The organism is Idiomarina sp. HB, assembly GCF_048059115.1.
GTDB classification, from domain to species: Bacteria; Pseudomonadota; Gammaproteobacteria; order Enterobacterales; family Alteromonadaceae; genus Idiomarina; species Idiomarina abyssalis.
Genome location: NZ_JAYLVU010000001.1, coordinates 609,955 through 630,293 on the forward strand (window position 1 = coordinate 609,955; position 20,339 = coordinate 630,293).

At 45.5% G+C, this 20,339-nt stretch carries 21 protein-coding genes; 5 read left to right on the top strand and 16 right to left on the bottom strand.

Annotated features, from left to right (window positions below):
* Positions 1–7: 7 nt before the first annotated feature.
* Positions 8–1,042: an isoaspartyl peptidase/L-asparaginase family protein gene (locus tag VBY75_RS03060; protein ID WP_222236933.1), complete on the bottom strand. Its 1,035-nt coding sequence runs from the start codon at positions 1,040–1,042 to the stop codon at positions 8–10.
* 89 nt (positions 1,043–1,131) lie between these two features.
* On the opposite strand from VBY75_RS03060, the gene VBY75_RS03065 reads away from it, so the two are divergent.
* From VBY75_RS03065 to VBY75_RS03075, 3 genes are all read left to right on the top strand, one after another.
* Entirely contained in the window at positions 1,132–1,368 is a 237-nt protein-coding gene (locus VBY75_RS03065) for a hypothetical protein (protein ID WP_199495196.1), read from the top strand.
* 62 nt (positions 1,369–1,430) lie between these two features.
* On the top strand, positions 1,431–2,870 hold the full coding sequence (sbcB, locus tag VBY75_RS03070) for an exodeoxyribonuclease I (protein WP_416510972.1): 1,440 nt from the start codon (positions 1,431–1,433) through the stop codon (positions 2,868–2,870).
* A complete protein-coding gene (locus VBY75_RS03075; RefSeq protein WP_416510974.1) occupies positions 2,848–4,479 on the top strand; it encodes a GMC family oxidoreductase in 1,632 nt (543 codons plus the stop codon). The genes sbcB and VBY75_RS03075 overlap by 23 nt, the downstream gene beginning before the upstream one ends.
* Positions 4,480–4,511: 32 nt before the next feature.
* Here the strand turns inward: VBY75_RS03075 and VBY75_RS03080 are convergent, their stop codons facing one another.
* Positions 4,512–6,842, bottom strand: a complete 2,331-nt coding sequence (locus VBY75_RS03080) for an efflux RND transporter permease subunit (RefSeq protein WP_416510976.1) — start codon at positions 6,840–6,842, stop codon at positions 4,512–4,514.
* Positions 6,843–8,015: a WD40/YVTN/BNR-like repeat-containing protein gene (locus VBY75_RS03085; protein WP_416510978.1), complete on the bottom strand. Its 1,173-nt coding sequence runs from the start codon at positions 8,013–8,015 to the stop codon at positions 6,843–6,845. It abuts the gene before it with no gap.
* A 162-nt stretch (positions 8,016–8,177) separates the two neighbouring features.
* Here VBY75_RS03085 and VBY75_RS03090 point away from each other — a divergent pair, with 162 nt between their 5' ends.
* Positions 8,178–9,527 (top strand): DUF1329 domain-containing protein, encoded by a 1,350-nt coding sequence (locus VBY75_RS03090; RefSeq protein WP_199495201.1) that lies wholly within the window; start codon positions 8,178–8,180, stop codon positions 9,525–9,527.
* A 66-nt stretch (positions 9,528–9,593) separates the two neighbouring features.
* Here VBY75_RS03090 and VBY75_RS03095 read toward each other — a convergent pair whose 3' ends face one another.
* Genes VBY75_RS03095 through VBY75_RS03105 form a run of 3 tightly spaced genes read right to left on the bottom strand, consistent with a single transcriptional unit; the run spans position 9,594 to position 12,028 of the window.
* Positions 9,594–10,463, bottom strand: coding sequence for an NAD(P)-dependent oxidoreductase (locus VBY75_RS03095; protein WP_054487597.1), 870 nt, complete (start codon positions 10,461–10,463; stop codon positions 9,594–9,596).
* Between the two features lie 2 nt (positions 10,464–10,465).
* Positions 10,466–11,254 (bottom strand): methyltransferase domain-containing protein, encoded by a 789-nt coding sequence (locus VBY75_RS03100; protein ID WP_054487595.1) that lies wholly within the window; start codon positions 11,252–11,254, stop codon positions 10,466–10,468.
* A gap of 12 nt (positions 11,255–11,266) precedes the next feature.
* Entirely contained in the window at positions 11,267–12,028 is a 762-nt protein-coding gene (locus VBY75_RS03105; RefSeq protein ID WP_327077519.1) for a Nif3-like dinuclear metal center hexameric protein, read from the bottom strand.
* A 140-nt stretch (positions 12,029–12,168) separates the two neighbouring features.
* On the opposite strand from VBY75_RS03105, the gene VBY75_RS03110 reads away from it, so the two are divergent.
* A complete protein-coding gene (locus tag VBY75_RS03110) occupies positions 12,169–12,588 on the top strand; it encodes a hypothetical protein (protein WP_416510981.1) in 420 nt (139 codons plus the stop codon).
* Positions 12,589–12,647: 59 nt separating this feature from the next.
* On the opposite strand, the gene VBY75_RS03115 is transcribed toward VBY75_RS03110, so the two are convergent.
* From VBY75_RS03115 to phrB, 10 genes are all read right to left on the bottom strand, one after another.
* Complete coding sequence (locus VBY75_RS03115) at positions 12,648–12,905, bottom strand: DUF3912 family protein (RefSeq protein ID WP_054487590.1); 258 nt, start codon at positions 12,903–12,905, stop codon at positions 12,648–12,650.
* Between the two features lie 84 nt (positions 12,906–12,989).
* Positions 12,990–13,517 (bottom strand): DUF3833 domain-containing protein, encoded by a 528-nt coding sequence (locus tag VBY75_RS03120; RefSeq protein WP_054487588.1) that lies wholly within the window; start codon positions 13,515–13,517, stop codon positions 12,990–12,992.
* Position 13,518: 1 nt separating this feature from the next.
* Complete coding sequence (locus VBY75_RS03125) at positions 13,519–14,025, bottom strand: chalcone isomerase family protein (RefSeq protein ID WP_054487586.1); 507 nt, start codon at positions 14,023–14,025, stop codon at positions 13,519–13,521.
* Between the two features lie 4 nt (positions 14,026–14,029).
* Positions 14,030–14,530: a DUF2878 domain-containing protein gene (locus tag VBY75_RS03130; RefSeq protein WP_416510984.1), complete on the bottom strand. Its 501-nt coding sequence runs from the start codon at positions 14,528–14,530 to the stop codon at positions 14,030–14,032.
* The gene (locus VBY75_RS03135; protein ID WP_416510986.1) at positions 14,530–15,768 is read right to left on the bottom strand and encodes a class I SAM-dependent methyltransferase; all 1,239 of its coding nucleotides are present in this window, start codon (positions 15,766–15,768) and stop codon (positions 14,530–14,532) included. Before VBY75_RS03135 ends, VBY75_RS03130 begins: the two co-directional genes overlap by 1 nt.
* A gap of 21 nt (positions 15,769–15,789) precedes the next feature.
* Complete coding sequence (locus tag VBY75_RS03140) at positions 15,790–16,512, bottom strand: DUF1365 domain-containing protein (RefSeq protein ID WP_416510988.1); 723 nt, start codon at positions 16,510–16,512, stop codon at positions 15,790–15,792.
* Positions 16,509–17,780: an NAD(P)/FAD-dependent oxidoreductase gene (locus VBY75_RS03145; protein ID WP_416510990.1), complete on the bottom strand. Its 1,272-nt coding sequence runs from the start codon at positions 17,778–17,780 to the stop codon at positions 16,509–16,511. Before VBY75_RS03145 ends, VBY75_RS03140 begins: the two co-directional genes overlap by 4 nt.
* A complete protein-coding gene (locus VBY75_RS03150; protein WP_278354962.1) occupies positions 17,780–18,508 on the bottom strand; it encodes an SDR family NAD(P)-dependent oxidoreductase in 729 nt (242 codons plus the stop codon). Before VBY75_RS03150 ends, VBY75_RS03145 begins: the two co-directional genes overlap by 1 nt.
* Positions 18,505–18,939 (bottom strand): nuclear transport factor 2 family protein, encoded by a 435-nt coding sequence (locus tag VBY75_RS03155; RefSeq protein WP_054487575.1) that lies wholly within the window; start codon positions 18,937–18,939, stop codon positions 18,505–18,507. The genes VBY75_RS03150 and VBY75_RS03155 overlap by 4 nt, the downstream gene beginning before the upstream one ends.
* On the bottom strand, positions 18,932–20,338 hold the full coding sequence (gene phrB, locus VBY75_RS03160; RefSeq protein ID WP_273024072.1) for a deoxyribodipyrimidine photo-lyase: 1,407 nt from the start codon (positions 20,336–20,338) through the stop codon (positions 18,932–18,934). Before phrB ends, VBY75_RS03155 begins: the two co-directional genes overlap by 8 nt.
* Between the last annotated feature and the right edge of the window lies 1 nt (position 20,339).

Genomic DNA, 20,339 nt, shown 5'->3' on the forward strand with positions numbered 1-20,339 from the left:
TCCGAACTTATTCATCCTCGTTATAAATAGCGACTTCCGCTTTATCCTCACCTTTAAAATAACCCCGGTACATGCCTTCGGTATTAAATGGCATCGCAATATTACCCTGAGCATCAATAATTATGACACCACCGGTACCGCCGGCATCCTGCAACACACCGTGAATAACTTCATCGCCCGCGTCACTTACCGAAAGCCCTTTATATTTAACTCGAGAGCAAATATCGGCAGCCACGTGGAAGCGAATAAAATACTCGCCGTGTCCGGTAGCCGAGACAGCACAGCTGTCATTATCAGCCCATGTACCAGCACCAATAATCGGGGAATCCCCTATTCTACCATAACGTTTAGCCGTCATGCCTCCGGTTGACGTACCGGCACTCAAGAGCCCGTCTTTATCAACCGCAACAGCCCCAACCGTTCCGTATTTGTAATCAATATCCAGGTATTCCCAGGCCTGTTGCTCTGGCTGTTCACTTTTCCTAATGGTTTCTTTGGCTTTCTGTAACTGCTGATAACGGTGCTCGGTATTAAAGTAACTGTTCTCTACCTGTTCCAGTCCCTGCTGACGAGAAAACTGCTCTGCGCCTTCACCACTTAGCATCACATGTACAGACTCTTCCATTACTTCGCGGGCTAATTCTATTGGACTTTTTACCGTCTTCACACCCGCAACTGCCCCAGCATTTCCGTTCAGACCTTCCATCAGTGAAGCGTCAAGCTCATGTTCTTCGTCCCAGGTATAAACGGCGCCTTTGCCAGAGTTAAAAAGTGGTGAGGCTTCCATTACCTGAATAGCGGCAATAACGGCTGTGGTACTGTCACCACCTTCTTTCAATACCTTTCGGCCGGCTTCTAACGCTTCTGTCAGTTTATCTTTGTAGGCTTGTTCCTGTTCAGCGGTTAAATTGGCCCGGGTAATTGTTCCGGCTCCGCCGTGAATGGCCATGGCATATTCAACATCGTGATCATCAGCGTGCGCCGGTAACAACGATCCAAACGCAGCAGCGGTAAGTAATGCAGATAAATAGAGTTTTTTCATCTCGACCTCGGTTTTATTGTTATAGGCTAGACTGTTAGTAATAGCATAGTCGCAGGAAACTACCGAACTGACAACGAGGAGATTTTCAGATGCCGACTTATCACGTTGAATACACACACTTAGGCGATAAACAGCAAATAACACTGGAAGTTGACGGCAACTCATTAGGTGACGACCAGGAGTTCAGAGACGCTATTGCACGACGGTTAGCTGAACGTATATTACCCCACGCCGAACTCGCTTTTCGTCATGAAGATGAACGCACTCTCGAGCAGAAACTGAATAAAGCCTACGATGTTCAAGTGAACAAAATTGAAAGGCAGTGAGTGGCTGAATTTCTCCTTGTCCTCGTGCTATAGTTTTCTTTTTCCGCTGAGCAGTTAGGCTTATGGCACAAAACGAACAAGAAACTTTTTACTGGCACGATTACGAGACATGGGGGGCTAACCCATTAGTCGATCGCCCTGCACAGTTTGCCGGCTTGCGCACAGATGCCAATTTTAACGTTATCGGTCGGCCGTTAACGCTTTACGCTCAGCCGACGCCAGACTTTCTGCCTAACCCGGAAGCCACCTTAATTACCGGTATTACGCCACAGCTTGCACTGAAACAAGGTGTCGGTGAAGCCGAATTCAGCAAAGCCATAGCAAAAGAGTTTCAGCAGCCCAATACCACCATTATTGGTTACAACAATATTCGCTTTGACGACGAAGTCACCCGTTTATTGTTCTATCGTAATTTTTATGACCCCTACGAGTACAGCTGGCAAAATGGCAATTCACGCTGGGACTTAATAGATGTGGTGCGCGCCTGTTTTGCGCTGCGTCCGGACGGTATTAACTGGCCGGAAAATGCAGACGGACAGCCCAGTTTAAAACTCGAGCACTTAAGTGTTGCTAATAACATTGAACATGGTCAGGCGCACGATGCTATGTCGGACGTTTATGCAACCATCGGCCTGGCGAAGCTTATTAGTGAAAAGCAACCTAAACTCTGGCAGTGGGCCTACAGTATTCGCCGTAAACAAAAATTACTGAACCTGTTTAACTGGCAGGCACCTGAACCTTTAGCCCATGTTAGTGGGTTTTACGGTACAGCAAACCGCTATTTGTCGGCCATACTGCCGCTGGGCTTTCACCCTAAACAGAACAATAACGTCATAGCCTGGGACTTGCGCGTTCCCCCTATGGATTTTGCTGAGAAATCAGTCGAGGAATTAACCGCTTTAACTTACACCAGCCGCAAAGAACTCGATGAGCAAGGACTTAAGAAGAGTGGATTACAAAATATTCATTTGGGTCGCTGTCCTTTCTTAGCGCCCATTAAAACCATTTCTTCTGAGGCAGCAAGTAACGCAACGTTAGATACAGCAGCTATTGAAGCAAACGCCAAATGGCTGCAGGACAACAGCGACTTCCGCGACAAACTCATGCAGGTGTTCGAACAAACAAAAGAGTTCGCGCCCAGAACAGACGTTGATCACCAGATATACGATGGCTTCTTCTCCCCCCAGGATAAAAAGCATATGGAGATTATTCGCTCATCTGAACCTCAGCAACTGGCTGGGCTGGAGCTGGACTTTCAGGACAAGCGCATGCCGCAGTTGTTACTGCGCTACCGGGCAAGAAACTACCCTTCAACGCTCACGGACAAAGAGCTGAACCAGTGGCGTCAATTTTGCCAGCAACGCTTAGTAGAGCCACCAGAAGGTATGTTGTCTGCTGAGGAGTTTGCGCTCAAACTTGAGGACTTAGCGAGCCAACACCAGGAAGACACGCATAAACTACGTTTATTAAAGTCTCTGTATGACTACGCCGCTTCCCTGTAATAACACCGAGTCCTTTGACTACATTATAGTCGGTGCCGGCTCTGCCGGCTGTACTTTAGCGAACAGATTAACTGAATGTGGCAGGTACAGCGTTTTGCTATTAGAAGCCGGAACCTCTCATGGCGGTCTGTTCTCAGATATGCCCTCCGGCTTTGCGCGCTTTATGCACAGCCGAAAATTCAACTGGCTGTACCGCAGTCAAAAAGAGCCTCAACTCGATAACGAAAAAGGCTGCTATACCCCAAGAGGAAAGATGCTGGGTGGAAGTAGCGGTATCAATGCCATGATATACACCCGCGGCCTGGCAAGTGACTATAACGCCTGGGCTGAACTGGGGAATCACGGCTGGAGCTATAGAGACCTGCTTCCCTATTTTATAAAGAGTGAAAATAACAGCCGCGGACACTCAAAGTACCATGGTGACAACGGACCATTGTCGGTATCCGATGTAGCCCCGTACTATAGTGTATCAAGACAATTCTTAGAGGCCTGTGATCAATACGGTTTAACAGCTAACCCGGACTTTAATGGCTCTCAACTTGAGGGGCACGGTGCATACCAGTTTACGATTAAAGACGGGAAACGATGCAGTGCATACCACGCTTACCTAAAACCGGTTCTAACTCGCACAAACTTAACGGTGTTATCTGGTTGTTTAACAGAGCGCGTGCTGTTTTCAGGTAAACAGGTCACAGGCGTTTGCTACCAGCAAGGCAGAAACCGATATATAGCGAATGCAGAGAAAGAGGTCATCCTTTGTGCTGGGGCATTTAACTCTCCTCAAATTCTATTACGTTCGGGTATTGGCTCCGCCGAGCAATTAACTAAGTCCGGAATTGAGTTAGTTCATGAAAACTCTGCTGTCGGCAAAAACCTCCAGGAGCACGTTGATATCAGTATTCATTGTAAGAACAACGCCAAAGACGGACTGACTCTTACGCCCTGGGGTTTAGTGAAGCTATCAGTTCCTTTTGTGAGCTACCTATTCACAAAGAAAGGTCAGTTAGCCCATTCTCTGGCTGAAGTCGGTGCGTTTTACTGCTCGTCCGGCAAAGTGCAGGAGCCGGACATTCAAGTTCACTTGCTGCCGGTAATGTTTAACGACAGCGGCTATGACTGGACACCAACCTTAAAACAAGGTTTTACCTGTCATGTCTGTTTATTAAGGCCGGAGTCCCGCGGGGAAGTTCGGCTGAACCCTGAAAATCCTCTCGGCAAACCGCTCATTACTTATGGTTTTTTAAAAGAAGAAAGCGACAAGAAAGCCTTAGTTAACGGTATAGAAAAAGCCTTTGAAATACTAAAGCAGCCCGCTTTATCAAAGCATCATGGTGGGTTTATATTCCCCAGCCCAGAACTTAGTGACGACCAACTTTTAAAGCAAATTAAGTCAAAATGCGGACTTATCTACCACCCGACAGGAACCTGTAAAATGGGGCCTGAAAATGACAGCGACGCTGTCGTTAGCCCAGAGTTAAAAGTAAAAGGTGTTGAACGGCTTCGGGTCGTGGATGCATCCATTATGCCCCGCGTTATAAGTGGTAATACGAACGCCCCCACCATCGCTATAGCAGAAAAAGGCGCCGACTTAATAAAAGCCGACGCCTGATAAAACCGCTCGTGAGTTTGTCAGTGACTAGCTCAGCTGTTTTTATTCCCCACTCGGAATAAACGAGCCAGTGCAGGAATAAGAATAAGCGCACCCAGCATATTCCACAGGAACATAAAGGTTAACAGTATGCCCATGTCCGCCTGGAACTTAATGGGTGAGAATATCCAGGTTGCAACACCAATGGCCAGCGTGAGGCCAGTAAAGCCTACCGCTTTGCCAGTGTTGTCCAGCGAGTGCTTATAGGTATCCTGCAGCGACATGCCCTGCTCCAGACCTTCTTTCACCTTACTGTAGATATAAATGCCGTAATCGACACCAATACCAACCCCTAAGGCAATAACCGGTAAGGTCGCAACTTTAATACCAATGCCTAATACCGCCATCAGACCCTGACTCATTACCGTAGTGAAAGCCAGAGGCAGAACAATACAGGCAACCGTACGAATACTGCGGAAAGTAATAAAGCACAACAAAACCACAACGCCGTATACCCACAGCAGCATTTTATTCTGAGCCGCTTCTATAACCGAGTTTGTTGCAGCTTCTATCCCGGAGTTACCAGCCGCCATTAGCAGCTCTAAACCCTCCTGCTGATAGTTCTGGTTAAAGTTATTAACCGATGCAACAACGTTTTCAAGCGTTTCGGCTTTGTGATCATCCAGGTAGATAATCACCGGAGCCATTGAGCAGTCGTTATTAATAAGCCCGTCGGGAATGCGACTTAACGACGCATTAATCACGTATTGGTTCCGGTTTAAGCTGAACCACTTCAGGTTACCTTCGTTAATACCGAACATACCCATTTTAGAAACGTAAACCACAGACTTAACATCCTGAACGCCGCTGGTGTTTTCCATATGCCAGCTAAAACGTTCCATCAACTCGAGGTTGTCATAGGCAATACACTGCTCTGGAGCCGATGCCGCCATAACAACAAAGATGTCAGTACTGGAACTGTAGTTATCAACGATAAAGGCATTATCCTGATTATAACGACTGTCAGGACGAAGCTCTGGCGCCCCTTTGTCCAGGTCGCCGATAGCCATATTTTGACTGTTAACCAGACCCCAGGCAAGCATAACAAGTGCAACACCTATTGCTGAATAAGCCCACTTAGGTTGAGTAAACTTAGCAAAGAACTCAAATAATGGATGACGTTCGCCTTCAATCTTCTTCTGATAAGCCACGCCGTTATCGGATGTGCCCAGATAAGACATCAGGATAGGCAGCAAACCAAGGTTGGTTAACACAACAACAGCTACACCAATACTTGCAGCAATAGCCAATTCCTTAATCACTTCAATATCAATAACCATTAAAGTGGTAAAGCCAATAGCATCACTGGCTAAAGCCGTTAGCCCCGCTATGTACAAACCGCGGAACGCTGCCCGCGCAGCAGCAACTTTATCAAGTCCGGCTACCCGGTTAATACCAATGGCATTAATAATTTGCACACCATGGGAAACCCCAATGGCAAAAACCAGGAACGGAACCAGCATAGAATACGGATTAATGCCGCTTCCTATGAGTTTAATGATTCCTAACTGCCATATTACAGCAATTATGGAGCAACTCAGCACCATAAAGGTACTACGCCAGCAGCGGCTGTAGAAATAAAGCATGATGAGCGTGATAGCAATTGCCAACAGGAAGAACAAGCCAACCTGCTCAGCACCTTCGATCAAGTCGCCAATTAGCTTAGCAAAGCCGGTAATATGAATTTCAATGCTGTCGCTTTGGTATTTGTCACGAACCAGGGTTTCCAGCTTTTCCGAAAACTGCTGATAGTCCAGCTTTTCACCGGTATCTGGATTAACCTCATCAAGTGGCACATAAACAATAGTGGATTCAAAGTTGTTGGCAACCAGGTTGCCCACTTCACCCGAGCGCAAAACATTCGTTCTTAACTGCTCTAGTGACTCTTCGCTGCCATCGTAACCATCGGGAATGACCGGGCCTCCGACAAAACCTTCTTCAGTAACTTCCATCCAGCGAACATTTGGCGTCCATAAGCTTCTTAGTCCTGAACGGTTTACGCCGGGGATGAAAAATATCTCGTCGGTAATTTCCTGCAGCTTTTGCTGAAACTCCTGATCAAAAATATCTCCGTCTTTATGCTCAACAGCAACCCGAACCACGTTGCCTAAACTGGCCAGATCACCCTGATAGTCAAAGTAGTTTTGAATAAAAGGATGGTTGGTCGGAATCATTTTTGTCAGGCTGGCGTCAGGACGCACCTGCGAAGCGTGGTAGCCCAAAAACAATGTCAGTAACAGAAATACAATTAGCCAGGGAGCCCGTACCGTGAATAATAGTTTCTCCAGCAGTCCTGCCGACTTATTCGCACTCGGATTATCCATTTACTGCGCTCCTTGTTGCGTTGCTAAAGCTTCTTCTTCGGTTGTTTTGGCGGGCCAGTGCAGCAAACCGCTGCGCCCGGTCATGATCCACTCGCCGTCACTCACTTCGATAATATCAGTCATGACTGAACCAGTAGGATGAGTTCTGTTCGTTACATTCAGCTGTTCATCGACCTCCAGGATAGTCCCTGAATGTCCAACAATAAGTTGTGTTCCGGACTCAGTCGTTGTACCAGCCGACAAGTTAACTCTGGTGCCTGTGTCTATGGTAGTGAAGCTCCGGCCTTTATCTTCAGAAACAAACGCGTTTCCTCGCAGCCCATAAACCCATAGCCTGCCCTCGGTATCAACATGACCACCGAACAGCGAACCATGGTAAGGCGAATTCAATGTTTCCCAGCTCGCTCCACCGTCATTACTGGCAAATGCCAAACCGGACTCGCCCATAATATAAAGATCATCGCCTTTTCCGAAAATAGCATTTAAGTGATAGCCATTAGGGTTTTCCAGTCGATGAGAAATCACTTGCCAACTCTCACCACCATCTTCAGTTTTCAGAAAAGTTCCATAGGCTCCAATTGCTAAGGCTTCACGTGCGTTTTTAGCGTAAAGGTCTAAAAATGGTTTGCTTGGACCTTCTTCTTCGGCAACCTCAATGTTACTAATTTGAAATTGCGCCTCTTCAACTTGCCATTCGAGTTCGCCAACAACCTCTTCGTCATCGCTCGATTCAATTTGCTCGTTTAATTTAGCAATACGCTTTTCATAGTAACTCTTTTCAAGCTTCATAAGCTCGAAACCATCGAACTGCCGTTTCCAGCTATTACCGCCATCTTCAGTTTTAATAATGACGCCATGATGGCCTGTTCCCCAACCAATTTGGTCATTGGCGAACGCAACACTGGTTAACAGTACACTGGTATCAACATCGGCTTGTTGCCAGTCGTCGCCCTCTTTCCATAGAATGTTGCCATGCGCGCCAACCGCGACTAGACGCGGTCCGACAGTTGTCACCTCAATAAGTACTTCGCTTTTAATTCTGTCTGATGACAATGCTGGTGCACTGATCACTTCGTAATCAGTTATTGTTGTTGTGTCGCCTTCCTGTGCAAGCACTGTGGTACTAAAAATAGCCCCCAACAACACCCCTAATGGGGTTAAAGACAAGCGCATGGAACCTCCCGGGTACTAAAAATGTCATAGGATTGTATAAGCTCAAGAATATTTGAAAACCTTTTTTCGTTAAATTCGTGCTTTTTTTCGTTAAAGTATTGCTTGAGAGGTCAGTCCTCTGGCAAAGTGATGTTGGAAAGTAGAACAACAAGGAAAATTATAATGAATAAACTGATGCTAAAAGCTGGCGTATTCGCCATGTCGGTGATTTCCGCGAGCGTTGCGGCTAAAGTATCACCAGAAGAAGCCGCTCGGCTCGGTCAGGATTTAACCCCTATCGGTGCTGAGAAAGCAGCTAACGCTGATGGATCTATCCCTGCCTGGGATGGTGGTTACTCTGATAAGTCGGTCGATGTTGTTCGCGGTAATAACCCATTTGCCGATGATAAACCGTTATTTACCATCACCCACGACAATCTCGATGAGCACAAAGAACATCTTAGCGAAGGTCAAATCGCAATGTTTGAGAAGTACTCAGACTATAAGATGAACGTTTATCCAACTCGTCGTACAGCAACTTATCCGGACGAACTGTGGCCGAAAATCAAATCAAATGCAGAAAATGCAGAAATGGTTGCCGGTGGTAACGGTGTCGAGAACTTCGATACAACCATTCCGTTTCCTATTCCGGAAAATGGCTTAGAAGCAGTATGGAACCATATTACACGCTACCGTGGTGGCGCAGTAACACGTAACATTGCACAGTTCCCGGTATTATCAAACGGTAATTACACGACGGTCGAGTTAAAAGAGACACTGGTGTTCCCAGAGTACCTTGAAACCGGACGTCAGGAAGCTGATGACAACGTTCTGTTTTACTTTATGCAGGAAGTTGAAGCTCCTTCTCGTTTAACCGGTACTGTACTTCTGGTACATGAAACCATTAACCAGGTAAAAGAAGGTCGTCGTGCCTGGATTTATAACGCCGGTCAACGTCGCGTCCGCCGTGCGCCTAACGTAGCCTATGATGGACCAGGTACAGCAGCTGATGGTCTTCGTACTTCAGACAACCTGGATATGTACAATGGTGCTCCGGACAAGTACAACTGGGAACTAAAAGGGAAAAAAGAAGTTTATATTCCTTACAACAACTACGAAATTATGAATCCTGAGCTGGATTATGACGACATTATCAAAGCCGGTCATATGAATCAGGACTTAATTCGTTACGAAAAACACCGTGTTTGGGTTGTTGAAGGTACCCTTAAAGATGGCGAACGCCATATCTACTCCAAGCGTACTATGTACCTGGACGAAGATAGCTGGACAGCCTCTTTGGTTGATCACTATGACGGACGTGGTGAACTATGGCGCGTTGGTGAAGCTCTGAATACTCAGTTCTACAACCAGGACGTACCATGGATGGCCGCAGAAGCACTGTATGATCTGGACTCAGGTCGCTACATCTCGCTTGGTCTGGGTAATGAAGAAAGTACTTACATGGAATGGGATATTTCTCCAAGCCGTGATGACTTCAGTACAAACGCATTACGCCGTAAAGGCTTCCGTTAAGTTTTAAAACTTAACCAAATAAAAAGGAGGCATTTGCCTCCTTTTTTTCTTCCTAAAGTAATATCACTACTTTTCCAGGCGAGCCAAAAGGCTTGAAGTATCCCAACGGTTACCCCCCATTTTTTGAACATCTGCATAGAACTGGTCAATTAGTGCTGTCGCAGGCAAAGAAACGCCCTGCCGATCCGCTTCAGCCAGCGCAATTTTCAAGTCTTTGCGCATCCAGTCCACTGCGAAACCATGCTCATAATGGTTATCCCACATAGTTTTGTAGCGGTTTTCCATTTGCCACGAACCTGCGGCACCCTTGCTAATGGCGGCAATAAGCTTATCCGGATCAAGCCCAACCTTACGTGCTAGTTGAAGACCTTCCGATAACCCTTGCAGTACACCGGCAATACAAATTTGATTAACCATTTTTGCCAGCTGGCCACTACCAACAGGCCCCATTAACTGGCGAGTTTTTGCATAGCATTGGAATAACTCATCTGCGGCAGCAAACGTTTTATCACTGCCGCCGACCATTGCCGTTAAAACGCCATTTTCAGCACCAGCTTGCCCGCCGGAAACCGGTGCATCAAGAAAGCTCCCCTCTTTTTCTTTTACCGCCAGCTCTAACTCCCGAGCCAATTCTGCAGAAGCCGTTGTATGGTCAATAACCACTGCACCGGGTTTTAGTTTTGAGAGCAGACCGTCGTCACCATAAAAAACACTGCGAACATCGTCGTCATTTCCCACACAAACCATGACAAAATCGGCGTTTTTAACGGCCTCTGCTGGCGTTTTTCCGTAGTTCCCCGAGAATTCCTTTGACCATTTTTCAGCTTTAGCTGTGGTGCGGTTAAATACGCTAACGCTGTGCCCGGCATTTTGTAAATGTCCCGCCATAGGGTAGCCCATAACACCTAAGCCAATAAATGCGCACTGCTTTCCCATACTCACTCCTCCTGAAAGTTTGGCTTTTCGATAAGCCAATGCTGGTAACGTCCCAACTCGCGATAAGGGGATGTTTGGTTGTATTTCATCTCAAGTGACAGTAACTCATCAAACCGTTGTTGATCGTCTAAGTTTCGTAAGTAATCGTGAAAGCATCTAACCCCCGTTTTCTGCCTGACTTTTAGTTTGTTATCTTGCAGGTAGTCATCCACTTTTTCTGGCACAACGGGGTTTTGGGGGCTTAAACGAACGGTCTTCTTAACTTTTAATCCCCGTTCTATGTAATCAAAATTTCCATAAACGGCATTAGCAAATAGTTGAGCGTGATGATTATAAAACATGAGCGAAAGCCTGCCACCGGGCTTCAATAATGACGCCAGTTGCTCAATAGCAACCTCAGTGTCCGGCAGCCATTCCAGCACCGCGTGACAAAGGACAATATCGTATTGAACGACAGGTTGCTGATTAACCAAATCGTTTAAACTGGCCGTAATATACTGACACTGACCTCCCAACCCTGCGGCTTTATGTCTTCGGGAAGCGTCTTCAACCATGTCCGTTGACAGGTCAGAGTGCACAACGGTAAAGCCTTTTTCCTGGAACCATTGGTTTACCTGACCTAAACCGGCACCAACATCCAGCACAGAGCATGGCTCACTCGCCAGTAGAGAGGCTAAATCGCGTTTAAGCACCTCAACTCTTAACTGGCCTTTTGTGGTGTCGTAGATTGATTTAGAGAATTTTTGGCTGATACCGCTAAAGTCCCCTCTTTCTTGCTTCTTTCTGTTCATTTAGCGCTTCTCTTAAGCCGGACTATCGATATCAATGAACTTAACCCCAAGTTTGAAATGTTCAGCTAAATGCTCCCCCAGCGCTTTAACACCGTAACGCTCAGTAGCGTGGTGCCCGGCCGCAAAGAAGGCAACATTCTGTTCACGGGCACTATGAATGGTCGGTTCTGAAACCTCACCTGTAATAAAGGCATCAACACCCAGTTGGGCAGCTCTATCAATAAATCCTTGCCCACCGCCGGTACACCAGGCGACTTTTTCAATTTTATGCCCCCCAGTGACACGGCAAACCAGCTGCCGTTTTAACTTCTCCTCCAAATGGGCTGCCAACTCATCATCGAGCATAGGTTGTTCTAAACGGCCTGTGACCAGAGGGCATGCGGGATCAGAAGAGTCGACCGCACCATCGAAATGCCAACCCATTAATTTTGCCAGTTGGGCGTTATTGCCAAGCTCAGGGTGAACATCCAGAGGCAAGTGATAAGCAAACAGGTTGATGTCATTGTTCAACAACTGTTGTAACCGGCGTTTCTTCATACCTGTGACCTCGGCAGGCTCACCCTTCCAAAAGTAGCCATGATGAACAAGTATTGCGTCGGCGCCTTCAGAAACGGCTCTATCAACCAAGGCCTGGCATGCCGTAACCCCGGTAATAACTTTGCTTATTTCAGCCTTGCCTTCGACCTGTAAACCATTCGGGCAGTAGTCCTTAATTTGGTTACTGTTTAATAGAGTATTAAGGTAGTTTTGTAACTCGTTTCTTGTAATCGACATAATTAAAAACCAAATTCACTGTGCAAATAGGCTTAAGTTTACCCGAAATTAGACAATAATCCGAAAAAACGGTATAAACGAAGGGTGAAGTATTTTTATACAAACCTTTTAAAACAAACCTTGAATAAAGGAACAATTGAATGAGCAAACTGGATAAAGAAAAGGTACTCGCTGAATATACCGAAGCTTATCAAAAGGCTCACGGTAAAAAGCCTAAAATTGAAAGCAGCAACGGCTGGTACAGCGTTGATGGTGGCAAAAATGTGCGCCTGGCACAATTAGCAGATGAAGCTAAAGCTCTGGGTAAAGAGAAAAAGTCAGCGCCTAAAAAATCTGAAGCTAAAAAGTCTGAACCCAAAAAGACGGAAGCCAAGAAACCGGCTGCGAAAAAAGCTGAGCCTAAGAAAAAAGCTGAGAAAAAGCCTGCCGCTAAAAAATCGACAGCGAAGCAGTCACCGGCTAAAAAATCCAGTTCTGGCGGCTTAACCGCAAAAGAGTTATGGAAGCAAAAGTTGGAAAATAAAGGAAGTGATTGCCGCTTGCCTCGTGGTACAGCGTAAATCCTAACCCGTAAAGCAAAAAGCGACCCTAAGGTCGCTTTTTTGTTTATCTTTTTTGCTTACAAAACATCGGGGTTCTTACCCGCTACGCGGTCAATAGGTACCTTGATTTTACGATAACGATGCACTAAAAAGTCACTGCGTTTAAAGATTACCTGCTCAGAGCCAAACTCGGCCTGAGAAACAAGAAACCGTTCGTTATCCAATGTTTTTACGACTATCCCTAACTTCCCCTGATGCGGACCACGCTTAATAAAAACCGTCTGCCCTTGTATGCGGGGGTTGTTGTAAGAAAATGTCGGATAATTTATTGCCACTGCAGCTTCCCTAAACCTTTTAAGGCTTGACCAATACTCTGGATTATACTCCTATTATCGGTCGCTGACAGAGATTCTTGATATTTATTTCTTACCAATATAGAGCGTGATCTCTCCTACCGGGAAGCCCCACTTGGACATATCCGTTCGATTGATCATATTGTCTTCATCAATCAGATAAAGCCAGTCATCCAGTGTCAAAACCATGGGTTCACCATCAACCTCTACTTCTAGCTGATAGCCCCAGTTTAATACATTACCCGCAGTCGTCCCTCTGGCTACGCCTTTTACATCATCTGCGCGCCCTTCGTAACTGTTAGGCCCTGTTTTTGTTATACGCCAGACGCGGCGCTCTTCACGACCATCGGCATAGGTAAAATGTTCATCAAGAACACCTTCATTACCCTGCCAGGTGCCGGTCATAGTCACTTCAAAACGCTGAATAACTTCGCCGCTATAGTCCTGAACCATGCCATAAGCTACAAGCTCACCATTAAAAAACTCTTCCAGTTTTAATTCTGGCTTTTCACTCTTGTAAGCATCAATTCCGGTAGAGCAAGCGGACACTAAAAAAAGCAGAACGGTTACCGCTATCACTTTAAATAACTGCATACTATTTCTCTCCAATCAATTCGTTTCTTTCCGAACGAAAACGGCTGTTTTCAGATAACCAAATGGCTAAAAACTGTTCTGTGAACTCTTTGTCTTTAATGGTTCCCAGGAGTTTTTCGCCTTGATAAAACTCGGCCGATCCCTCTTCATCTTCAACCAGTAAGAGGCAGTCTCCTTCTTCTATATTCGGCCAAATTGAATCTAATTGCGCTAACCAGTCTTTGTGCTTTTCACGGTCAAGCTCCAGCTTCTGCCATTCTTCTTCTGTCGTCTCTATTAAATCTTTCGCTTTAATATCGCGCAGGTACTCTAATAACAGCGCTTGACGCTCATTCTTTTCATAATTCCCTGACGGGCTGAACAAGGTCGCATCGTAAACATCCCAGAAATAAACACTTAACCGGGTTTCTCCAACCTTACTGAAGTTACCAGGCACCGACTGCGAGCATTCGGCGGCGAAAAGGTTGACGCTGAAAAGCGCCAATAAACCAAATAATGTAAACCTCATAACTTCACTCTCCCGACTCTTTTTTGGGTGACATGGAGAAAACAAAGTAGGCCATCATTAATCCCCATATGACCGCATAACAGGCAATGACCAGCGGCATTGAATCAATTGTGGCGGCGTTCAGTTTAACACCTGCTACATAAGTGACAGGCCCGGATACAGCACCAACCAGGACAGCAAAAATAGGCTTAGGAACCAGCCAGTCCAGAGCAACCGGCGCCATGGAAGAAAAGCCAAGCCACAGCATAGCTAACCATAAAGGGAAGTAACCGCCGGCAAAGTCAATCACCCCCAGGCTTATGCTTATGGCCTCCAGTAACAGTCCAACTGCGAATAAGCGCAGAATTAAAGTCCAGCTGACTTTGACAACCCCAACGCTATAAACAAACTGCAATGCCAACAGAACACCGCTAAGAATGATATAACTGTCACGACCCGCCACAGCGCTAAACCACAACGCGTTAAATAAAACGAAGCTGACTATTTTGTGCTGAATAGAAGTCATTAGTAAGCCTGCGCTTTGCTGGCCGTAACCTGAACAACAGAAACTCGCTGTTCAAGAAAGCCACCTTCACAATAGCTAAAATAATAATTCCATAACCGCGAGAACCGCTCATCGTAGCCAAGTTCTTCCAGTTCCTTCTGGCGGCTGTTAAAACGTTCTTCCCATTGCCTTAGTGTTTTTGCGTAACTTAGACCAAAGTCATGTACATCACGAACAACTAAGTCGGTATAACGCGTAAATAGCTGAGTCATCTGGCTTAACGAAGGCAAAAAGCCTCCTGGAAAGATGTGCTTTTGGATAAAATCGACGGAGCGCGCGTACGATGCCGCACGCTGATCAGCAATAGTTATAGCCTGCAATGACATTTTTCCGTCTTCTTTTAAAAGCTTGTTGCAGGTACGGAAGAAGGTTGGCAAATACTCTTTGCCAACGGCTTCTATCATTTCAACGGAAACCAACTTGTCATACTGCCCTTCCAGGTCCCGGTAATCTCGTTTGAGCAATTCAATTTTATCGGAGAGACCGGCGGCCTCAACTTGCTCTTTAGCGTACTGAAACTGCTCTTCTGATATAGTAGTTGTAGTAACCCGGCAGCCATAATGTTTCGCAGCGTAAACTGCCAGGCCACCCCAGCCGGTACCTATTTCCAATAAATGATCGTCAGGTTTTAATGCCAAAGAGTCGCATAAGCGCTTCATTTTATTACATTGAGCCTGCTCTAAAGAATCAGCTGCATCCAGGAACAATGCACTTGAATACTGCATCGCTTCGTCTAGAAAGCGAGTATAGAGCTCGTTACCCAAGTCATAGTGAGCTGAAATATTCTTTTTAGCCTGGCCTTTATGATTCCGGTTACTCCAATGCTGGTATTTATTAAACGGAAAAGTTAACCAAGCCAGACGAGTTTCCAGTTTATCCAGCGCCGGCAAATTGCGTGCAAAAACCCGGATAACAGCGGTTAAATCGGGAGTATCCCAGTGCTTATCGATATAAAGTTCGGCTGCACCAATACTTCCCCCGGTTACCAGGCGACGATAAAAAGAAGAGTCCTTAACATCAATTTCAGCGCTAAGCTCTTTATCGGCGTGACCAAAGGTATCAATGAACGTGCCTTTTTCTTTTATCGTTAGCTGGCCATATTCCAAATGCGCTAATAATTTAAATGCGATAGTTCGGAATAATTTATCCCACACGCCGTATTGGATAGGCGCCACCATAGTCGTTTCACCACTGGACATACAAACTTGCCTTCTGATTATTTAACTACCAGGGTTTCCGTAAAATGGAACCCGCTTGATAAAAAGTTTTAACGCCTGCCAATAAATGCCACCAATAATTTTTATGGCCATGAAAGGTGTTGTTCTTAATACGCGGTAAATCGCACTACGGTTTAGCGGTTGCCGATTTAATTTCATTCCGGCAACAAAATCTTTGTTTTCCTGGTGAGCACTTAAAATGATTTTTAAGCTCTCATTAGGCGGGGTAATCTCCCAATGGTAAGTCATATCCATTGGGTTAAAAGGTGAGACATGAAACTGTTTCGTTGTTTTAGGCGAGTCTTCCGATAAATCAACTAAATAATAATGGCGTTGCAGCCATGGAGTATTACTAACTTCAGCCAGCATATAAGTAAATTCACCGGTTTCCTGCTGAAGAAAGTAAAAGTTTACCGGGCTAAAAAAAATGCCAAAAGTTCGTATATTACCCACAAAAAAAACATCACCGGTTAACGTTTTTCCAGCGAGGGAGGACATTTTCTTCAACGCCGCCTGATGCAGGCTGCCCTCTTCATCTTTCAGGTAATCTTTTCGACGAAACCACAAAGGGGCAAAACCTTTACATGACATCCAGCGACTTAAACGATGGACGTCTTCGAGCTCGGATAAATCGATGCACCACTGCTGAAACTTATAGTTAAATGCGTGGTGCTTAGGCCGATGCCTTACGTGAAAAACATCGCCCCAATAAATTACGCTGTTCATGAGTTTTCAATTGCCGCGGCATTTAGCCTGTTAACAACATCGATAGCACTTCTGACACCATCCTCATGGAATCCGTTATACCAATAAGCCCCGGCAAAATGGGTGTTATTTTTACCACAAATAAGATCACGCTTAGCTCTTGCTTTTAAAGATGCCACCGAATATTGAGGGTGATCATAAGTGAATTCCTCAATTATTTTTTCTGGATCAATGGCCGCAGTATTGTTTAATGTGACACAAACCGTCTTATCACACTGCAACCCCTGCAGAATATTCATATTGTAAGTAACAGAGCTCGGTTGCATTGCTGCTGCTTCTTCACGCAGAAGGTAGTTCCAGCTCGCCCAGGCACGCCGGTTCTTCGGTAGTAATTTTTCATCGGTATGAAGAACGACATCATTTGGACAATACTCAATAGCCCCCAGAATGTCTTTCTCTGATTCTGTTGCATCATGCAGCAAAGACAAAGCCTGATCACTGTGACAGGCAAATATCACTTCATCAAAAAACTCTTCTTCCCCGCTACTGAATACTAAAACAACCTGTTCTTTCTGCCGCTTTACTGTCACGATCTCACTGTTTAAGTGAATGCTTTCCTTAAAAGGTTCTGTCAGCCTTGGTATATAGGCATGAGAGCCGCCCACCAGGGTATGCCATTGAGGCCGGTCACTGACATTGAGCAAACCGTGATTATTAAAAAAGCGCAGGAAAAACCCGAGGGGAAAATCTTTAGCATCTGCAAGGCTTGCCGACCAAATGGCTGAAACCATCGGCAGCAAATAGTATTCAGAAACAGGCGCCGGAATATCATGTTCGGTCAGAAACTCCGATAAGGTAACATTATCAAGATCATTGACGTCGCCTTCTAATGCCTTTTTGGCCGCCTCGTTGAACTTAAGAATGCCCTTTAGAAGTCGATAAAATGACAAGCTGAACAAGTTTTTTCGCTGCGCGAACAAGGTATTCAAATTATGGCCGTTAAACTCCAACCCTGATTTCGGGTCGCGCACACTAAAGCTCATTTCAGTATCCCGCCACACGACCTTTAGTTCGCTTAGTAAGCGTTTGAACCTTGGATAAGTTTTATCATTAAAAACGATAAATCCGGTATCAACAGCAAACATATTACCGTTAATTTTTATATCACGAGTACAGGTATGGCCACCAATGTAATCATTCTTCTCATAAACGCTCACCTGATGCTCTTTACTCAAATAATAAGCGCTTGTTAAACCCGCAATACCACTTCCTATAACGGCTATCTTCATTACTGCTGCTTCCTTGCCATTTGTTCTGATAATTTAACTTGAATGCTTTCGGGTAAAATTGACATGAATTTCAAAAGGCTGCTGAAGAGCCACGGGAATGCGATATCCCGCTTACCCTTTTTAATTCCTTTAATGATTGCCTGAGACGCAAACTCAACATCAACGCGCATCGGCATTTCAAAATCATTGGCATCTGTCATTGGTGTTTTAACAAAGCCTGGGGACACTGTCTGAACCTTAATCCCTTTCGGCTTTAAATCCACTTCCAGGCTTCTGGCAATATAATGCATCGCTGCTTTAGAGCCACCGTATGCCTGAGCTTTGGTGAAAGGCAGAAGACGAGCCAGGCTGTCGACAATAACCAGATGTGCTGAATCGTTAAACTGTGGCAACAAGGCTTCTACACAATTCATGGTGCCAAAAACATTAACTTTAAATACGCGCTCAAACATGTCCGCATCAAACTCTGCAACATTCAGGTACTCGCAGACACCCGCGCATAATATGGCGACATCAATGTTTTCGACTTCTTTTAGCGAAGCCTTGGCAGACTCTTTATTGGTAATATCAAAAACGGCACACGATATTTGTTCAGGGTATTGCTTCTGCAACTCACTAAGAGCCTCGTTATTGCGGCCGCAAACGACAACCATGTTCCCGTCGGCTGCATAGTCCAGCGCAAGCTGCCGGCCAATACCTGAGGAAGCACCCGTAATTAAGACTTTCATTCGTCTGTCAGCCTCTGTTTAATTTTATCAATAACATAACCGACCAGAGGCACGTGCTCGTATAGCATGGCGCCGAGGTCATAATAATCTCGTTGCTCTCTAATTTTGCCATCTTCAAAAGTCAGGTAAGAAACCCCCGGCAGAATAATTTCCATACCGTTAGCTAATTTAGGGTGCGCATAACGCATTTGCCAGGCCAGAAAAGCTTGCCCCTCACCAACACACTCATCATCAAATGCGAAGTGGCAATATTCCACATTCTCCATTGTGTGCTTTAAATACTTACGAAAATCCTCTAGCCCAACCACATGCTGAATAGGATCAGTAAAGGAAATTTCCTCGTGATAGAGATCATCTAAGTCGTCGAGGTTTTCGGTTTTTAGCTCGTCGTAAAAGTCTTTTAACTTTTCAACTAATTCACTGTTATCCATTTTTCACCTGCTTAAACGTTGTTAAGAATCGCTCTCGAGCAAACTTATGCTCAACTACGGGTTCGCAATAGTTATTACTGCTTTGTTGCTGAAGCCAACTATGAGGCCAGTGAATATACTTTGTTGGTACTTCCTTAAGCTCGTGTACCCATTTACGAATGTATTCCCCTTCAGGATCAAACTTCTCACTTTGTTTAACAGGATTGAAAACTCTAAAATACGGAACTGCATCGGTACCAACCGAAGCGCTCCATTGCCAGCCGCCATTGTTTGCCGGAAAACTTCCGTCAATCAAATGCTGCATAAAAAAAGCTTCGCCTTTTCGCCAGTCCACTAGTAGATCTTTTACCAGAAAATTAGCTGTAATCATCCTTAAGCGGTTGTGCATCCATCCAGTTGATGTCAATTGACGCATTCCGGCGTCAACAATTGGGTATCCTGTACGACCCTCACACCAACGTTGAAAGGCGTCACTGTCGTCTAACCATTGAATACTATCGGTTTCAGCCTGAAAACTTTCACCCTTAGATAAGCGTGGCACAAAATACATAAGATGCTGATAAAATTCGCGCCAGGCTAACTCAGTAAGCCAGGTATCTGCTCCTGACGGCAACCCAAAAGGAAACTCCGGGGAAAACTGATGCAGCGCACGCGCCGCGGTTTGCGGGCCGACAACACCCAAGGCTAAATAAGCAGAAAGTTTTGAGGTGCCACTTTCCGCCGGTATGTCTCTGGCGCTTTTATACTGCGATACACTATGGCCAACAAACTGCCCTAACTTACCCAAAGCTTCTTGCTCTCCTGCACTCCAGTCAGACGAATCCTTACTTTTAAAAGGAAGCTCCGGAAGCCCTTTGGCCTTTACCATGGTGTAGGGGGTAATTTTTAAGGGGTCATTTTGCCCTAGCTCGCTGATAACTTGTCGCCAACGTCGGCTAAAAGGAGTGAACTTCTTATAATAATCACCCTGCTGCGTCCTGACTTGTCCGGGGGCAACCAGTAAGTTTCCATGGTAAGTTATAAGTTCGATATCATCGTTGCTGAGTACAGCTTCTACCGCTGCGTCCCGACGTTTTTCATCCAGCGCATACTCTGCGTTAATATGAACCCGCTTAACTTCATGTTCACGGCAAAACTGCCTAAGCGCCCCCGGAACCTGGCTGAATTTTGGAACCAACCTGACTTCAAGCTCAATTCCGTTATCTGCTAAGTCTTGTTGTAGACTCTTCAGGTTACGCCAAAGAAAATCGACTTTTATTGGCGCCCAGTTATGGTTATCCCAAGTTTCATAACAGGCAAAAAATACAGCAACCGGCGCGTCATCACTTTTACAGGCATGAAATAACGCCGGGTTATCTAACATTCTCAAGTCACTACGGAACCAAATTGCTTCACGCATC